The sequence below is a fragment of the Vibrio sp. RM-69-4 genome, from assembly GCF_024743775.1.
Classification (GTDB): Bacteria; Pseudomonadota; Gammaproteobacteria; order Enterobacterales; family Vibrionaceae; genus Vibrio; species Vibrio anguillarum.
Window position 1 is genome coordinate 47,426 of sequence record NZ_JAMQXI010000036.1, and the last position, 18,318, is coordinate 65,743.

Below are 18,318 nucleotides of genomic sequence, written 5' to 3' on the forward strand. Positions count from 1 at the left end.
GAACATTTCGCCAAAAGATCATTTTTACATGTCCTGATTTATTTGATTTTTTAGTTATTAAATGGAACTTTATATCGTTATAAATCCATATGCAGAATATGTAACTTATGCTTTCGGTGTGTGGTTATATAAATGTTCTTTTGAGAGTAGATCGCTGAACGGAGCAGATAAAGCAAATGATCAGGCAGAGATCTTTTATCGATCATAGCCTAATGTGTATGAGGTGGTTGGTGAGCCTAAAGGTATTGTGATAGAGATCAAAGCTGAACTCTCGATAATCCGAGACCATACGTGCCGTTTGATGAAGTGTCGGCTATCACATGCACGATCTATCTACGCAAACGAGCTATCTATTAAAACGAACGATATAAAACATCTACCAAAATCACACTATGTGAAAGACACAAAGAGAGATGGGATCAATATGCAGGAAAATCTTTGCCCTTGTTGCCAAAATCCACTGGCGTGGGATGGGCGTTACCATTGTGCTCAGTGCAAACATCACTTTAACAAAATTGGTTTTTGCCCTGAGTGTGATTCGGAGCTGGAGAAATTGCAGGCGTGTGGCGCGGCAAATTTTTTCTGTAATTCATGCAATGAGCTCAAATCAAAATCTAAGATTCGATTTGAGTTTCAAGCACAAGATTAAGTGATTAATTAACGGTAGAGAAAACTTCGCCATCCGCCACTCGCGTGATCAATTGATCGCCGGTTTTTAGATCACGAGCGCGGTGAATCACTTTGCCTGAGTTATCTCGCGTGATCGAATAGCCTCGTTTTAGTGTCGCTAATGGGCTTACTGCGTCAAGCTTCTCTGCGGCTAGCGTTAAACGGTGTGCCGTGCGCAGGAGTTTTTTCTCCATTACGTCCAGTAATCGTTGCTCGCTTTTGGCTAGTCGATGCTGCTGCTTCGCTAAGGTTTGTACGGGAGAATGCAACTGCAGTTGATGGTATTGCTGGCTAATGTGCTCGCGCTGAGTCGAAATATAGCGCTGTATCGCCCGCTGTAGGCGCATTTCTGTGTCATCAAGTTGCTGGCTTTGACGCTGCAAGCGATAAGTGGGGTGCTGTTTCTCTAGCGCGTGAACCAAAGCGCGTAAATGATGCGCTTGTTGACTGGTGTAATAGCGCATCGCACTTTGTAGCTTGTGCTGGTATGAGGCGAAAGCTTGTCGCTTATTACTGTTGTCTCGGCTGACTAATTCTGCAGCAGCGGAGGGGGTTGGGGCACGTACGTCAGCCACAAAATCAGCAATCGTCACATCGATTTCATGCCCGACGGCACTGATAATTGGGATCTGACTAGCGGCAATTGTGCGCGCTACGATCTCGTGGTTAAAACACCATAAGTCCTCTAAAGAACCGCCACCGCGACCCACAATCAATACGTCACACTCTTGCCTCGCATTTGCTCTACCAATTGCTTGAGCAATTTGAATGGCCGCTTGTTCGCCTTGAACCAGTGTAGGATAAATGATGACGGGCAAGTTTGGATCGCGCCGCTTGAGCACATCAAGAATATCAAACAGGGCTGCGCCAGTTTTTGAAGTAATAACTCCGACGCATTGAGGATTTTCCGGCAAGGGGCGCTTATTGGATTGTGCAAACAGCCCTTCCGCGGCCAACTGCATCTTCAGCTTTTCAAACTCTTGCTGGAGACGACCATCCCCTTCGGGTTGCATACTCTCGATAATGACTTGGTAGTCACCTCTAGGTTCATAAAGAGAAAGACGCGCTTTAACAAGTACCTGCTGGCCATTTTTAGGTTTGAAGGTCACAAAGCGATTATTGCCTTTGAACATCGCACATTTTACCTGCGCGCGAGAATCTTTGAGTGAGAGATACCAATGGCCAGAAACCGGAGCGGAGAAGTTCGATATTTCACCAACGAGCCACACAATGCCCATTTCATTTTCAAGTAACAGGCGTACTTCAGCATTGAGACGGGAGACAGTGTAGATGTTTTCGTTGGTCAAAGAAGGCAAGGCTAATCCCCTAGACGAGGGTATGGAAATTAGCGGCAATATAATACATATCAAGGGTTGGAATGCAAATTAAAAATGAAAAAATGAGTGGTCAAGCGATTACCTCGGGCGTATAATCCGACCGCAATATCAAATCCAAATCGATTTATCCTGTTCATTGTGTATTAGGGCAAATTGAGACAACTTGGATTTACCTTTTATTCACTCCTCTTAATTGTGAGATATTGCAAATGCTAAGAATTGCCAAAGAAGCGCTGACATTCGATGATGTTCTTCTCGTACCAGCACACTCCACCGTTCTCCCAAACACAGCCGATCTCCATACTCAGCTGACCAAAAATATCGCACTGAACATTCCGATGATCTCAGCTTCTATGGATACAGTGACAGAGGCTCGCCTTGCGATCGCTCTTGCCCAAGAGGGTGGTATTGGTTTTATCCACAAAAATATGCCCATTGAAGAGCAGGCTGAACAAGTCCGTCTTGTCAAAATTTTTGAAGCGGGTGTAGTCACAGCGCCAGTAACAGTTCGCCCTGACGCAACCATTCAAGATGTGATTGCTTTGACAGAGAAACATGGTTTTGCCGGTTTCCCTGTGGTGAGCGATCACAATGAGCTTGTCGGTATCATCACCGGCCGCGATATTCGCTTTGTTACTGATTTAACAAAAAAAGTTGAAGCAGTCATGACACCAAAAGATCGCTTAGCCACAGTTAAAGAGGGCGCATCTCGTCAGGATGTACAAGAGCGCATGCACAAAGCGCGTGTTGAAAAAGTCTTGGTAGTGAATGATGAATTCAAACTGACTGGTATGATCACCGCGAAAGATTTCCATAAAGCAGAACGCAAACCGAATGCTTGTAAAGATGAACAAGGGCGTTTACGTGTTGGTGCGGCTGTTGGTGCCGGTGCTGGCAATGAAGAGCGCGTAAAAGCATTAGTGGAAGCAGGAGTGGATGTTCTACTGATTGACTCTTCTCATGGCCATTCAGAAGGTGTACTTAACCGTATTCGTGAAACGCGCGCCGCTTATCCTGATCTCGATATTATCGGCGGCAATGTTGCAACGGGTGCCGGTGCGAAAGCTCTAATTGACGCGGGCGTAAGCGCGGTCAAAGTCGGTATTGGCCCGGGTTCAATCTGTACAACGCGTATTGTAACGGGTGTTGGTGTTCCTCAAATTACGGCGATTTCTGATGCAGCTGAAGTGGCTGATCAATACGGTATTCCTGTGATTGCTGATGGCGGTATTCGTTTTTCTGGCGATATTTGTAAAGCGATTGCTGCTGGTGCATCTTGCGTGATGGTCGGCTCCATGTTTGCTGGTACTGAAGAAGCTCCGGGTGAAGTTATTTTGTTCCAAGGTCGTTCATATAAAGCTTATCGCGGTATGGGTTCTCTGGGTGCAATGTCTCAAGGTTCTTCTGATCGTTATTTCCAATCTGACAATGCGGCTGACAAGCTTGTACCTGAAGGGATCGAAGGTCGTATCGCTTATCGAGGCCGTCTAAAAGAGATCGTTCATCAACAAATGGGTGGTTTACGCTCAAGCATGGGCTTAACTGGCTCGGCCACTATCGAAGATCTGCGCACTAAAGCCGAGTTTGTTCGTATCTCTGGTGCAGGTATGAAAGAGTCACACGTGCATGATGTTCAAATTACCAAAGAAGCGCCAAACTACCGCTTGGGTTAATGACTAACCACGAATAGCTTGAAGCTTATGGGGAGCGCGATGTTCCCCATCCACTACATTAATGATTGAGATTGACCTTAAATGACTAAAGATATCCATGACCAACGTATTCTGATCTTAGATTTCGGCTCTCAGTACACACAACTGGTTGCCCGCCGTGTTCGCGAAATCGGTGTTTATTGTGAGCTGTGGAGCTGGGATGTTGAAGAAGCAGACATCCGTGAATTCAACCCAGATGGCATTATTCTTTCTGGTGGCCCTGAAAGCGTGACTGAAGCCAACTCTCCGCGTGCGCCACAATATGTGTTTGATTCTGGCGTACCTGTATTTGGTGTTTGTTATGGCATGCAAACCATGGCTGAACAGTTGGGCGGAAAAGTGGCCAGTTCTGAGGAACGTGAATTTGGTTATGCAGCTGTACAGCTAATGGGTGAATCGGCCCTGTTTAGCGACCTTGAGCTAACGCAAGACGTTTGGATGAGCCACGGTGATAAAGTGGTGCAAATTCCGACTGATTTTGTCAAAACAGCGCAAACGGAAACTTGTCCTTATGCGGCAATGGCGAATGAAGAGAAAAAATATTATGGCGTGCAATTTCACCCAGAAGTCACGCACACCAAAAACGGTCTAAAAATGCTTGAGAATTTCGTTCTCAACGTTTGTGGTTGTGAGCGTCTATGGACGGCTGAGTCTATCATCGAAGATGCGGTTGCTCGTATTAAAGAGCAAGTCGGCGACGATGAGGTGATCCTTGGCCTATCGGGTGGTGTAGATTCGTCAGTTGTGGCGATGCTGGCTCACCGAGCGATTGGCGATAAATTAACCTGCGTATTCGTTGATAACGGCCTATTGCGTCTGAATGAAGCTCAGCAAGTAATGGATATGTTTGGCAACAAGTTTGGTTTAAACATCATTCATGTTAATGCAGAAGAGCGTTTCCTCAACGCACTGCAAGGTGAGTCTGATCCGGAAGCGAAACGCAAAATCATCGGCCATGTGTTTGTTGATATCTTCGATGAAGAATCAAAGAAATTGAAAAATGCGAAATGGCTTGCGCAAGGCACGATTTACCCAGATGTGATTGAATCGGCTGCCTCTAAAACAGGTAAAGCGCACGTTATTAAATCTCACCATAACGTTGGCGGTTTGCCTGATGATATGGAAATGGGATTGGTTGAACCACTGCGTGAGCTTTTCAAAGATGAAGTACGCAAGATTGGCCTAGAGCTTGGTCTGCCTTACAACATGCTTTACCGCCATCCGTTCCCTGGTCCAGGCCTTGGCGTACGCGTGTTGGGCGAAGTGAAGAAAGAGTACTGTGATTTGCTGCGCCGCGCCGATGCTATTTTCATTGAAGAGCTGCATGCCGCTGATCTGTATAACAAAGTGTCACAAGCTTTCACGGTTTTCTTACCTGTTCGTTCGGTAGGCGTTATGGGTGATGGGCGTAAATACGATTGGGTTGTATCGCTACGCGCAGTGGAAACCATTGACTTTATGACAGCACATTGGGCGCACCTGCCTTATGAGTTCTTGGGTAAGGTTTCTAACCGTATCATCAATGAAGTGAATGGTATTTCTCGTGTGGTTTACGATATTTCAGGTAAGCCACCAGCCACCATTGAGTGGGAATAATTCCTCTAAAAAAGCGTACTCCTTCGGTGAGTGCCCTGTTATGATTGCTGCGAAATAGTCGGGGAGCCGATGCAGATTCTGCATCGGCTGAGATCGAAATTCGAGACCCGTCGAACCTGATTCAGTTAATACTGACGTAGGGAACTATGAGCACTTTGTCACGAGCCGAATAACAACGGCTAACCTTTGTAAATTCGATTACCGAACTTTCCAAACCACGGTCAAAGTCAGTTCCTGTATGTCTTGTCATAGGAGCGACCATGGCACAACCAATACAGAAACACACACAAGAAACGACGCTATTAAACATACCTGTTGTACTCACCATCGCAGGGTCTGATAGCGGTGGAGGGGCTGGCATTCAAGCCGACATCAAAGCGATATCGGCAACTGGCAGTTTCGCGTGTTCCGTTATTACCGCCATTACTTCACAAAATACTCAAGGCGTCTCCGCCATTTTCCCCATTCCACTTGATCATATCGAAAGCCAGTTAGATGCCGTCTTTAGCGACTTGAAGATCGTGGCCGTTAAAATTGGCATGCTAGCCGATGCCAGTATCATCAAGATCGTTGCCAAAAAAATGCAGCAATACCAACCCAAGAGCCTTGTGATAGACCCCGTGATGGTGGCGACCAGTGGTGATTTATTACTTGAGCAATCGGCAATCACTACATTAAAAGAAATGTTGATCCCTTTGGCTGACATTATTACCCCCAATTTATTTGAGGGAGCAGTACTTACTGGCAAGCCAGTTCCTCAATCTGAAGCAGAAATGAACGACATGGTGGCTGATTTACGAGCGTTGGGTGCAAAGGCGGTGTTGCTAAAAGGTGGGCATTTAGAACAAGATGAAAACAGCAACGATCTTTTGATCATGCAATCTTCGTCAGAATTACTCAGTGCGAAGCGTTTTCCAACCCAAAATACCCATGGGACGGGTTGCACTCTCTCTTCTGCGATCGCTTCTTATCTTGCTCAAGGAAATAACCTGCACAAATCCGTGTATTTGGCTAAGCAGTACATATCGCAAGCCATTGGCTATGCCGATGAACTGGATGTTGGCCAAGGTCGCGGCCCAGTTCATCACTTTTTTACTGGCCACGCTCATGTGCGCTAAGCCATTGCCGGTGCGATGATGCTTGAGAAATTTGAGGCATTGGTTGTTCACTTAACCTGATGAAAAATAGATTGAACTCTAAAAGCCTCAAGCTTTTTTGAGGCTTTTTCATATTTATCGACTTGCCTTCAAAGGGCGATGTCGCCGTACGATAATTGGTTTACATCATGATGAAACCACTCGCATTTTGACATTTAATTAATAAGTTTCACTGTCAACAATGGCTCGGCTATCCATACTATTTTCACCGTACCCACTAAGCAAAAAATAAGGGATTGATATGTTGAAAACAAAGCATTTAGCCGTGCTGATTAGCAGTGTCTTAGCCGCAAACAGTTACGCGTTAAATATCTTACCTGACCCTGAAAATTCCGCGGGTTATATTGTCTCTAAAGTAGAGCTACAAGCGGCAGAAAAAGCCAAAACAGCGGATCCTATGTATGCCATCTGGTCGAAAGCACTAGAAACGCGTTCGAATGCAATTGTTGAAGCAATAGTACCGGGTTTAAGTTCTAACCCTGAAAACGTTAAGCGTGTTGAACGAGTCTTTCCACAGTACGAGTGGGATTTCTTAACTCAAATGGCGGCTCCCGAATACACCTACACACGCTTCTTACGGGCAATTGGCAAATTCCCCGCATTTTGTGGTGAATATACGGATGGTCGAGATTCAGACGCAATTTGTAAAAAATCCATTGTGACGGCTTTTGCCCATTTCTCACAAGAAACGGGTGGCCACATTGCGAAAGACAACGTATCTGATAACCCGAATAGGCTTGAAGAGTGGCAGCAAGCATTAGTTCATGTGCGTGAAATGGGTTGGTCTGAAGGGCAAAGTGGCTACACAACCGGTTGTGGCCAAAATGATTGGCAAAATGCTCGTTGGCCGTGCGCCGCTGGGCAAGGTTATTTTGGTCGAGGCGCGAAGCAGCTCTCTTACCATTTCAACTATGGCGCTTTTTCTGAAGTGATGTTTGATGGTGATGCCAAAGTACTGCTCAATAACCCCGGATTAGTAGCGGATTCTTGGTTGAATTTAGCCTCAGCGATTTGGTTCTTCTTAACTCCTCAAGCACCGAAGCCGGCAATGTTGCACGTAATTGACCGTACATGGACACCTTCGCAACGTGAAAGCGATGCTGGTATTGGTTATGGTTTTGGCACCACAATTAACGTTATTAATGGCGGCATTGAGTGCGGTGGACAGAACAAAGATAAAGGCCAACCAGTTAATCGCATTCGCTACTGGGAAGGGCTAGCCGATCATTATCAAATACCGATTGAGTCTGATGAAAAGAATACCTGTTGGCAGCAAACGCCTTACGGTAGCTTAAATTTGAACGGTGCGACGGATGTGCTGTATACCAACTGGGATGGTAATTGGAAATATTACTCTGATCGTCCAGGTGGCTACTCGTTTGAATGTGAACTGGTTGGTTTCCAAACCGCGTATTCAGCCCTTGTTGCTGGTGATTACGAAAAATGTGTGACTAACTTTTATGGTTCACATTCTAGCTGGCCCCAAGTGCGTGTTGTGGATGCGATTGATCCCGGTACGCCACCAGAGCCGCCAGTGGATGGCATCGTCGGCTGGGAAGCGACAAAGGTATATAACACGGGCGATAAGGTGAGCTATAAAGGCGCTACTTATGAAGCTAAGTGGTGGTCACAAGGTAATGAACCCACTCAAGGTGATCCTTGGAAGCTTATTACAGGTGAACCAACCGCGCCCACAACACCTGACCCTGTTGAGCCACCGCCAGTCGTCACCGAGCCTGAACCGCCCGTCACGCCAGAGCCTACGCCACCAAGCAGTGATTTTTCAAGCTGGGTTGCAGGGGTTACTGTTGCAAAAAATGGCGATAAAATTACGCATAATGGAAAGTGTTTTATGGCTAAAAATAACCCCGGAGTATGGGAATCACCCACGCAAAGTAACTGGTTTTGGGATGAAATAAACTGTCAATAGAGAGTGATGTTCGGTAGAAAAATATCAGCACGATCGATTTAGGTCGTGCTGTTCTATTTTTGAACAATCAAGTGGCTAAATTTACAATCTTAGTTTCCGTTAACGTTCTTTCCATTTTGTGTGCTACTCCACTAAAATCCGCGCGTAATTTTTATCAACATTTTTTAAGGTACTCGCGAATGTCTACTAAATTGGCCAATCCAGCGCCGCTAGGCCTAATGGGTTTTGGCATGACGACTATCCTGCTTAATATCCATAACGCAGGCTTTTTCCCTATCGACTCTATGATTTTGGCGATGGGTATTTTCTACGGTGGTTTAAGTCAAGTCATCGTGGGTATCATGTGTTTCAAACGTGGTGACACTTTTGGCACCACAGCGTTTACCTCTTACGGTCTATTTTGGCTCACATTGGTTGGTCTGATTGTCATGCCATATATGGGACTACCAGCAAGCCCTGCTCACTTTATGGGTTGGTACTTAGCGTTGTGGGGCATTTTCACTGGTTTCATGTTTATCGGTTCATTGTGCTACCCACGTGCTAAACAAGTGGTATTCGGCTCACTGACCATTCTATTTGCTTTACTAGCTGCGCGTGATTTCACTGGTAGCGAACTTATCGGCACGATTGCTGGCTTTGAAGGCATCTTCTGTGGCGCAAGTGCGATTTATTTTGCAATGGCTCAAGTTTTGAATAATGAATATGGCCGTGTTATTTTACCGATTGGTGAAAAGAAAGCGCAAAACGCTGTTGTCGAAAAGTTGACGACACAAGAAATCGCAGCCTAATACGGGTTGATGAAAAAGAAAAAGGGTTAGCGTTTGCTAACCCTTTTTGCGTTTACCTTGAATGCTTTTTGCTGATGAGTTTAGCTAATCCGTTAGGATGATGGTTGTTCAACACCCACGGAGCTTTCTTCTACGGTTGGTTCTTGTCCCGTTTTGCGTTTATATTTTCCTTCCCAATATGTCGCATTCTTAATGCCGAGTTTTACTGGGTTGAAAAGATACTCATCGACACCTTGTTTTTGTTGCTCTTCATAATCTTTGAGTGCTGCAATAGCTGGTTTAGCCATAAAGAAGATGATCAAAATCCCGACTATGTTTAGCCACGCCATCAAACCCACGCCCACATCACCCATTGCCCAAGCAAGGTTCGCGGTTCTCACTGTGCCGTAGAATACCGTTGCGATGATCACTACTTTAAGAAGGAACATCAGGCCATCGACTTTAAAGGTGCGGCGAATGTAAGCAATATTCGTTTCAGCAATATAGTAGTATGCCAAAATCGTGGTAAAGGCGAAGAAGAACAGAGCAAACGCAACAAAAGGTTTACCCACGCCCGGTAGTGCGCTCTCAATCGCCATTTGGGTAAATACTGGGCCATTGGCACTAATATCCGCCGCGATGTTCTGTACTAAAAATGCACCTTCTGCGCCGCCGTGTACGTTATAAGCACCAGTGATCAGAATCATGAACGCGGTTGCGGAACAGACCAGCAGAGTATCAATGTAGATAGAAAATGCTTGCACTAAACCTTGCTGCGCTGGGTGATCAACACTCGCGGCAGCCGCAGCGTGCGGTCCAGTACCTTGGCCTGCTTCGTTTGAGTAAACACCTCGTTTTACCCCCCAACCAATCGCAGCACCAATACCTGCCATTGGTGTGAACGCATCACCAATGATCATGGCAAAAATACGTGGTACTTCACTGATGTTAAGCAGGATGATAACAAACGCAGTAATGACATAGGCTAAAGCCATAAATGGCACCACGACCTGTGTGAAGTTAGCGATACGCTTAACACCACCAAAGATGATGAAAGCTAAAATAATTGACACTACGGTACCAGTAAAAATCTTAGCAAAAGTGAAGCTACCGATAGTGGTTTCAATGATTGGGCCAGCCCCAAAAGCCGCTTCTACGGCATTACCAATGCTGTTGGATTGCACGCCAGGTAAAAGCACACCACAGGCAAAGATGGTGGAAATGGCGAAGATCCATGCATACCATTTTTGTCCCATCGCTTTTTCGATGTAATAAGCGGGGCCACCACGGAATTCACCTTCATCTTCTTCTTTATAAATCTGTGCCAGAGTTGATTCAGCATAAGCAGTCGCGGCACCAAAAAAGGCCACTACCCACATCCAGAAAATAGCACCAGGGCCACCAAAACCAATTGCTGCGGCTACGCCTGCAATATTACCCGTACCGACGCGTCCCGAAAGTGAAACGGCCAAAGCTTGGAAAGAGGATATCCCTTTGGTTGAGCTTTTTCCGGAAAGAAGAAGTCGCCACATTTCAAAAAAGTGACGGACCTGAACGAATCGGGTCACAATTGAGTAGAATAAACCCGCACCAAGGCATAAATAAATTAGCGCCGGGCTCCAGATTATTCCATTCAGAAAATCAACAAATGACTGCATATGCATTTCCCTGTTTTAGTAGTTTTGGTGAGTGTTGTGTTTGCTTTGTGGGCAACATATTAATCTTTTTGTAACTTAGATGTTAATTTATTTGTCTGTGAATAATCGTTAGCGTGATGAGGAACACAAAATGCTAATGAAATGTTAAATAATAGGTGGGTTAATTAGAATTGGCTAAAATTTCAGCGCATATGGGTTGGTCACCCGAAAGGTTGGAAATTAAATCCTCTCGGATGAATCATTATGCATAATAACTTTCCACTAAGGTTTAGATAATAATAAGCATTTTCTATTGTGACTAGTTGATGAGGTAGCGAGAGAGATTCAACTCATGAATTGGTAAAGCACAAGTTTGCTCACTGACAATGTCGGCAAGAAGCTGTCCAGATCCGCAAGCCATCGTCCACCCTAAGGTTCCATGTCCGGTATTGGTGTAGAGGTTTTCAAATGGAGTAGAGCCTATAATCGGGGTCCCGTCAGGCGTCATTGGTCTAAAGCCTGTCCAGAATTCAGCTTGTGCTAAATCACCGCCTTGAGGAAAGAGATCGGTCACGACTTTTGCAATGGTTGCTTTGCGCGCATCAGGCAAGGCAGGATCAAACCCGGCTAACTCTGCCGTGCCCGCGACACGAATTCGATCCTCAAAACGAGTGATGGCGACTTTATATGTTTCGTCCATTACCGTTGAACGTGGGGACAATTCGGCGTCGACAATCGGCAGCGTTAGTGAGTACCCTTTCACTGGATAAACAGGAATGGAGATACCCAATGTCGCCAGTAAAGCGGTAGAGTAACTGCCGAGTGCGACGACATATTTGTCTGCTTTCAGCTCACCTTTATCGGTTTGGATAGCGGTGATCTTTTTGCCTTCAGTGGTTAATGTTTTGATTTGTGTATCAAACAGAAATTGCACCCCACGGCTTTTCGCGAGCTCTGTTAATTGTTGGCAAAACAGATAGCAGTCCCCGGTTTCATCGTCGGGGAGGTACAAACCACCTCGCAATTTATCGCGTACAAGAGCAAGCCCCGGCTCTTGCTTAATGCACCCATCGACATCAAGAAGCTGATAACGAATCCCACTTTGCTCGAGTAGTTTGATGTCCTTTTGTATCGCTTGTAGCTGTTTTTCGCTGCGAAATACTTGCAACGTTCCAAGCCGACGGCCTTGATATTGCAGGTTATGTTGCTGATTCAGGTCAGCCAAACAAACGCGGCTGTAATTGGCAATCGCCAGCATTCGGGCTTTATTGATGTTGTAACGATCCTGTTGGCAGTTCAATAACATTTTACCCATCCACGCCAACAGCTGTGGGTCGATAGACGGTTTTATTTTCAACGGTGCATGCTCTTCAAACAGCCACTTTAATGCTTTTTGTGGGATGCCGGGTGCAGCCCAAGGGGAAGAGTAGCCGTAAGATATTTGCCCTGCGTTAGCAAAACTGGTCTCTTTTGCACCTTGTGATTGGCGATCCACCACCGTTACTCGGTGGCCCGCTTGTGATAAATACCATGCGCTGGTTAGCCCGATGACGCCGCTGCCTAAGACGATCACGTCCATGTTGTCTCCTTAAATCACCCTAGTGTGTTCTCTGAGCACATTCAGAGTTGGTGTAAATGTTCACATAATGGCAACATCAAACCTCAAATTGAGTGGAAACACAATCACTAGCCCCTACACTTATTTTTATGTGGTGATGACAGAAGGGGTGGTAAATGAAGTCAGAGACAGGTCGCTATCAGCGCTGAGTGTGTCTATGTTTCAATACTGCATAAATCATAACGATAAAAGTGATAGCGGCCATTGCCCAGATCCAATAGCGGTAAGCAGAATAAAAGTGGCTGATTTGGTGAAGATGTACAAACGCAAAATGGGTGAGTAAACCAAAGACCGCGACCCAAACTGTGGTGGCAAGCACGTTACCCAGTAAAAATACTCTGATGGGCATTTTCGCCACTCCGCAGGCTAATGGCATGAATTGTTTCATCCCCTCAACAAAGCGACTGATGATTAAGCAAATCGGGCCGTATTTTTGAATAGCGCTTTGCAGTTTTTGAAATTTAGCCCCTGAAATATAGCCTTTTTTATCCAACCAACCCTCAAAATAATAGCCGAGCAGATAGCCGCAACTATTACCAATAAAGCAGCTTAGCCACGATACAATCATAACAAGAGAGAAATTCATTACGCCATTGGATGACAAAATGGACGCGGCAATCATGAGCGATTGGCCGGGCATCGGAATGCCAATCCCTTCGAAAAAGATGCTGATGATCAGTGCTAGGTAGCCGTACTGTTCCAATAACGGCTGCATTGAGAGGAGCAGTTGATTGATAGGTTGCAAAGCGGGTATCCACCATCGAAAGTTTGAGGTTATTTAATACGCTGGTTCTTCGTTTGAATCAACGTCATCGTGTGATAATGCCCATTTCTTGGCTCTTAAAATAGAATACGTTGTGGTTAGTACCTTCAAATTAGCTGAAAATCATCAGCAAATTTGTTGTGGTTTCTATGCTCTTTTGGCGTAGTACACTGCTTAAAAATCAAGAGGAGTTATTTTATGTTTCATGCCCATGTTTATTTTGATCTCGCAGAGCAAGCGAAAGCACAACGCGTACAACAAAAAATTGCCCAACAACGACATGATGTACAAGCCATGTTTGGCTTAGTACCAAGGCTTGTTGGCCCGCACTTAAAGCCGATGTTTGAAGTACACCTTGCTGACAATAGCCACGGATTTATTGAGTGGCTAGATGAACATCGGGAAGGTCTTAGCGTGTTGATCCATCCGGTTTCTGGAGACGATAGGTATGACCATTCTCAGGGGCAAGTTCTGTGGTTAGGAGAGACTTTAGGGGTGAACTTAGCCGTATTGCGTTAGAGGATGCCTATCAAATTAATAGCCACAGTGAATTAGTGTTTAATGCTCATCTTGTCTAGTCTGTACAGAACGCAGCAGAAACAATAATCGTGGCAAGGTTTTGAAGAAAAAGGTTTTTCGAACAAGTCGTGACCGCAGGCTCATCACCTCTCGTTGTTATTGTATATACATGATGTTGTTCTAAGTTTTGTTGCATTTGAATTTAATACAGTGAATGTTCAGCCAATATCGACCGTGCTGAGTGTTTTTAGAATAAATCAAGCACACTTAAATAGCCGCAGTTAATGCGAAGCAAGGAGAACGCAATGGAGAATAAAGGTATGAATTCGGGCGGTAAATGCCCTGTCATGCACGGCGGAGTAACTTCTGCTGAACTATCCAATATGGATTGGTGGCCAAAAGCACTGAATCTTGACATTCTTCACCAGCACGACGTGAAAACCAACCCAATGGGTGCGGATTTTAATTACCGCGATGCGCTAAAAACATTGGATGTTGATGCCTTGAAAAAAGATCTCAAAGCACTAATGACCGATAGCCAAGAGTGGTGGCCTGCCGACTGGGGGCATTACGGCGGTTTGATGATCCGCATGGCATGGCACTCCGCTGGGACTTACCGAATTGCAGATGGTCGCGGTGGCGCGGGCTCTGGCAACCAGCGTTTTGCTCCGCTTAACTCGTGGCCTGATAACGCCAATTTAGATAAAGCTCGTCGCTTATTGTGGCCAATCAAACAAAAATACGGCAACAAAATCAGTTGGGCGGATCTGATGATCTTGGCGGGTAATATGGCTTATGAATCCATGGGGCTTAAAACCTTTGGTTTCGCTTTTGGTCGTGAAGATATTTGGCACCCAGAAAAAGACACTTATTGGGGCTCAGAAAAAGAGTGGCTAGCGCCAAGTGGCGGAGAAAATAGCCGCTATTCCGGTCAGCGCGATCTAGAAAACCCGCTTGCTGCCGTGATGATGGGCCTGATTTATGTAAACCCTGAAGGCGTTGACGGTAATCCAGACCCGCTTAAAACCGCACATGACATGCGCGTCACTTTTGAGCGCATGGCAATGAATGATGAAGAAACCGTTGCGCTGACAGCGGGTGGGCATACGGTGGGTAAAGCGCATGGTAATGGTAGCGCTGCGAACTTAGGGCCAGATCCTGAAGGGGCGGACTTGCATGAACAAGGCTTGGGTTGGAATAACCATGCCAGTCGCGGCATTGGCCGTAATACCGTCACCAGTGGTATTGAAGGTGCATGGACTACGCACCCAACCCAGTGGGATAACGGCTTCTTCCACCTGTTGTTTACCTACGAATGGCAACTGACGAAGAGCCCTGCTGGCGCGTGGCAGTGGGAGCCAATCAACATCAAAGAGGAAGATAAACCGGTTGATGTGGAAGACCCAAGCATTCGTTATAACCCCATGATGACCGATGCCGATATGGCGCTGAAGATGGATCCTGAATATCGCAAGATCTCAGAGCGTTTCTACAAAGACCCAGCGTATTTCTCTGAAGTGTTTGCTCGTGCTTGGTTTAAGCTTACTCACCGTGATATGGGGCCTAAAGCGCGTTACTTTGGCCCTGATGTTCCGGCAGAAGATCTCATTTGGCAAGATCCCATCCCCGCAGGTCGTAAAGATTATGATGTGGATGCAGTAAAAGCAAAAATAGCGGCCAGCGGCTTAAGCATCAGTGAGATGGTCAGCACCGCATGGGATAGTGCTCGTACTTTCCGTGGTTCCGATAAACGTGGTGGCGCTAACGGTGCGCGCATTCGCTTGGCTCCTCAAAAAGATTGGCAAGGTAATGAGCCAGAAAGACTCAGCAAAGTGTTGGCTGTTCTGGATAAAATTGCTGCTGATGCGGGTATTAGCATCGCCGATACCATTGTTTTGGCGGGTAACGTCGGTGTTGAACAAGCGGCCAAAGCGGCAGGCGTTAATATTACTGTGCCTTTTACTACCGGACGTGGTGATGCAACGCTTGAACAAACGGATGTGGAATCGTTTGATGTGCTTGAGCCACTGGCGGATGGTTTCCGTAACTGGCAAAAGAAACATTACGTGGTTAACCCAGAAGAGATGCTGTTAGATAAAGCGCAACTATTGCGCCTGACCGCCCCAGAAATGACCGTATTGATTGGTGGATTGCGAGTGCTCGGTACAAACTATGGCGGCAGTCAACATGGTGTATTGACAGACCGTGTTGGGGCGTTGACTAACGATTTCTTCGTTAACCTCACCGACATGAATTACACTTGGAAGCCAACAGGCCGTAACTCTTACGATATGGTTGAGCGTAAGAGCGGTAAAACAAAATGGACAGCGACTCGTGTTGATTTGGTGTTTGGCTCAAACTCCATTTTGCGCTCATACGCTGAAATTTACGCGCAGGACGATAACAAAGAGAAGTTCGTCAAAGACTTTGTCGCTGCTTGGACCAAAGTCATGAACGCCGATCGCTTCGACGTGTTGTAAACCCTCTTCACTCCGTAATCTTGATATTAAGGCCCTCTTAGCGAGGGCCTTGTCGTGCCTCGGTTTTCTCTAAATGGCTTTTTCTAAAAGACTTGTCTCTAAAAACAGACGGAACCTAAAAATAGATGGTATCTAAAAAATAGAGGGCATCTAGGAAGGATCACACAGCGATATATTTTATTGTAATTCCAAGTGCGCCAGTGTTTTGAAGTGCTTGAAGGTTTCGCATTGCGACAGACTTTTGCCTAATTTTTTATTAATCAGCACTTGGAAAAGATCATACAGCCCCATCGCCTCTTCATAGTCACATTTACTTAAGGCGAGGAAAAAGATCAGATAGGCTTTTTCACCATTGCCCCACTCAATTCCACGCGGTGCAGCGACGGTGTAAACCATCGAACGTTTAGCAAAGAGTTCAATCGAGTGAGGTAGAGCAATGTATTCACCCATCATGGTTGAAACCAAACTCTCTCGCTCTTGCAGTGAAGCTCGGTATCCTTCCTCTACCAACTCAGTTGATTCAAGATGCGAGCAAACCTGCTCAAAGAGGAGTGATTGCTCAATGACGTCATCAAGGTAGAGAAATTGAGCCTTGGAAAAATACTTATCCAAAAGATAAGAGTGCGTGCGATCAACCAACACTTGTTTGCCCAGTTCTTCCAATTGATGTTGGGTAGGGAAGGGGTCAACCACAAAGCTCTGAATCTCTCTATTGGCTAAGGGCATGGTGGTAATAATGAGGTCGGCTTGCGTGGCATCAGCGGTGATCAACTGTTCAGGGGAATAAACCGTTTTCATATCCAATTGCGGATACTGGCGGCGGATGATCGCTTCTAGCCCAAGTGTCGCGGCATTACCGGCGTCGCAATACAGGAGCGCTTTGGGTGTACGGTGACCTAAATGGTAATTACGTTCAAGCCCCACACCAATGTGAATTACAAGATAGCCTATTTCGTGCTGCGTCATGCAGTAACCCGTCTCTCTGATCCAGTCTGCGATGGCCGATAAGGTAATGCTGTAAGCGAGTGGGTAGTGCTGTTTGATATGTTCGGCCAATGGGTTAATTGTGGCGACATGATGTTTGACACGAATGATCATATGGCAGACGTGGTTGTGGAGATCGCGGCGTAATAGCGCATCGTCACGCACATCGTAAGGGTAATTTTGATAGATATAATCAAAGATATGAGTGACTAGAGCATCGGCTTTATGCTGTACACCTTGGCTAAGGAGTGCTTGATTCGTCGCAATTCTCGCTTGAATGTGAATCGCCAAGGCGGTAATTTCATGGTTATTGGCGGGTAACAGCATCGGTAGCGCAGAAAATAACGCTTTGGCAATCGGTAGCGTCGTTTCATGAACATCGTTTTTAGAAAATTCGGTAAGCTCTTTGCCACACGCGAGCCTGTGCAGTGTGACGGCGGCATAAAGGGTTAACCAACGCAACCCAATATCATTGATATAGAGTGTATGGTTGGTCAACACTTCACGAAAGCGCGCTGCAAAAATTTGCTGAGATTTTTCAGGGAAAATCGTACTAATAAAGCCCAGAGCTTGTTTTGTCTCTTTTTGTTCGATGTAGATAAGTTGGGTTAAACGGGAGCGAATCGCCATTTCTGGGCCTTGGATCAGCATGCCCAAACGAGGTTTACTTTCAATCGATAAACCAAACGTGGCGAGTTGGCTGCGCACATCGGCCATATCATTTTGAATAACGGTGCGGCTTAGATTCCATGTCTCGGCCAATTCGTCAATTTTTACGCCTTGTTCTGCCGTCAATAGCAGCACTTGAATCTGAATGATGCGCTCTTTACTGGTCCTTGGAATCGTTTCTGCATTTTGCACCCTCGACAAAAAATGCTCGAAAGTTGACGGGTTGTAAATATTGAGTTGGTAACCGGAACCGCGCTGGTGGAGAAGATGCGCGCCATGGTTGACCATCACATTATTGAGCAGCGCGACATCGGTGCGTATGGTGCGTGTCGAAACATTAAGCCGTTGCGCAAGTTCGTCCTGAGTCAAAGGCGAGGCGGATACAGCATCCAACAAATGAATTAGGCGAGGGTGCGGTAGCTTGTACATCATCGATTCCCATTCCAGCATGAACAGCGCTATCTAAAAGGTAAAATGCAC

Annotated in this window: 13 protein-coding genes and 1 riboswitch; of the genes, 8 read left to right on the forward strand and 5 right to left on the reverse strand. The window is 45.9% G+C overall.

Annotation, left to right across the window (positions count from 1 at the left end; genetic code table 11):
• Positions 1 to 394 precede the first annotated feature (394 nt).
• Positions 395 to 649, forward strand: a complete 255-nt coding sequence (locus tag NB504_RS04535) for a zinc ribbon domain-containing protein (protein ID WP_017047933.1) — start codon at positions 395 to 397, stop codon at positions 647 to 649.
• 4 nt (positions 650 to 653) lie between these two features.
• Here the strand turns inward: NB504_RS04535 and xseA are convergent, their stop codons facing one another.
• Positions 654 to 1,985 carry an exodeoxyribonuclease VII large subunit gene (xseA, locus tag NB504_RS04540; protein ID WP_258428377.1) on the reverse strand — a complete coding sequence of 444 codons (1,332 nt, stop codon included), beginning with the start codon at positions 1,983 to 1,985 and terminating at the stop codon, positions 654 to 656.
• A 230-nt stretch (positions 1,986 to 2,215) separates the two neighbouring features.
• On the opposite strand from xseA, the gene guaB reads away from it, so the two are divergent.
• From guaB to NB504_RS04565, 5 genes are all read left to right on the forward strand, one after another.
• On the forward strand, positions 2,216 to 3,679 hold the full coding sequence (gene guaB / locus NB504_RS04545) for an IMP dehydrogenase (protein ID WP_026028100.1): 1,464 nt from the start codon (positions 2,216 to 2,218) through the stop codon (positions 3,677 to 3,679).
• An 81-nt stretch (positions 3,680 to 3,760) separates the two neighbouring features.
• Positions 3,761 to 5,314, forward strand: a complete 1,554-nt coding sequence (gene guaA, locus NB504_RS04550) for a glutamine-hydrolyzing GMP synthase (RefSeq protein WP_258428379.1) — start codon at positions 3,761 to 3,763, stop codon at positions 5,312 to 5,314.
• Between the two features lie 49 nt (positions 5,315 to 5,363).
• Positions 5,364 to 5,474, forward strand: a riboswitch (TPP riboswitch).
• A gap of 100 nt (positions 5,475 to 5,574) precedes the next feature.
• Complete coding sequence (gene thiD, locus NB504_RS04555; RefSeq protein WP_258428380.1) at positions 5,575 to 6,432, forward strand: bifunctional hydroxymethylpyrimidine kinase/phosphomethylpyrimidine kinase; 858 nt, start codon at positions 5,575 to 5,577, stop codon at positions 6,430 to 6,432.
• 280 nt (positions 6,433 to 6,712) lie between these two features.
• Positions 6,713 to 8,401 carry a chitinase gene (locus NB504_RS04560; protein ID WP_258428381.1) on the forward strand — a complete coding sequence of 563 codons (1,689 nt, stop codon included), beginning with the start codon at positions 6,713 to 6,715 and terminating at the stop codon, positions 8,399 to 8,401.
• 179 nt (positions 8,402 to 8,580) lie between these two features.
• On the forward strand, positions 8,581 to 9,189 hold the full coding sequence (locus NB504_RS04565; protein WP_010320388.1) for an acetate uptake transporter: 609 nt from the start codon (positions 8,581 to 8,583) through the stop codon (positions 9,187 to 9,189).
• A 92-nt stretch (positions 9,190 to 9,281) separates the two neighbouring features.
• Here the strand turns inward: NB504_RS04565 and NB504_RS04570 are convergent, their stop codons facing one another.
• The 3 genes from NB504_RS04570 to NB504_RS04580 form a co-directional block, all read right to left on the reverse strand.
• The gene (locus NB504_RS04570) at positions 9,282 to 10,826 is read right to left on the reverse strand and encodes a sodium:alanine symporter family protein (RefSeq protein ID WP_017043180.1); all 1,545 of its coding nucleotides are present in this window, start codon (positions 10,824 to 10,826) and stop codon (positions 9,282 to 9,284) included.
• A gap of 298 nt (positions 10,827 to 11,124) precedes the next feature.
• Positions 11,125 to 12,384 carry a D-amino acid dehydrogenase gene (locus tag NB504_RS04575; protein ID WP_258428382.1) on the reverse strand — a complete coding sequence of 420 codons (1,260 nt, stop codon included), beginning with the start codon at positions 12,382 to 12,384 and terminating at the stop codon, positions 11,125 to 11,127.
• Between the two features lie 178 nt (positions 12,385 to 12,562).
• Positions 12,563 to 13,168 (reverse strand): DedA family protein, encoded by a 606-nt coding sequence (locus NB504_RS04580; RefSeq protein WP_170889406.1) that lies wholly within the window; start codon positions 13,166 to 13,168, stop codon positions 12,563 to 12,565.
• A gap of 216 nt (positions 13,169 to 13,384) precedes the next feature.
• Here NB504_RS04580 and NB504_RS04585 point away from each other — a divergent pair, with 216 nt between their 5' ends.
• Both NB504_RS04585 and katG read left to right on the forward strand, forming a co-directional pair.
• Positions 13,385 to 13,705: a DOPA 4,5-dioxygenase family protein gene (locus NB504_RS04585; protein ID WP_064624564.1), complete on the forward strand. Its 321-nt coding sequence runs from the start codon at positions 13,385 to 13,387 to the stop codon at positions 13,703 to 13,705.
• A gap of 305 nt (positions 13,706 to 14,010) precedes the next feature.
• Positions 14,011 to 16,185 (forward strand): catalase/peroxidase HPI, encoded by a 2,175-nt coding sequence (katG, locus tag NB504_RS04590; RefSeq protein WP_017047941.1) that lies wholly within the window; start codon positions 14,011 to 14,013, stop codon positions 16,183 to 16,185.
• 177 nt (positions 16,186 to 16,362) lie between these two features.
• On the opposite strand, the gene NB504_RS04595 is transcribed toward katG, so the two are convergent.
• Positions 16,363 to 18,288 carry a transcription antiterminator gene (locus NB504_RS04595; protein ID WP_258428383.1) on the reverse strand — a complete coding sequence of 642 codons (1,926 nt, stop codon included), beginning with the start codon at positions 18,286 to 18,288 and terminating at the stop codon, positions 16,363 to 16,365.
• Positions 18,289 to 18,318: the final 30 nt, after the last annotated feature.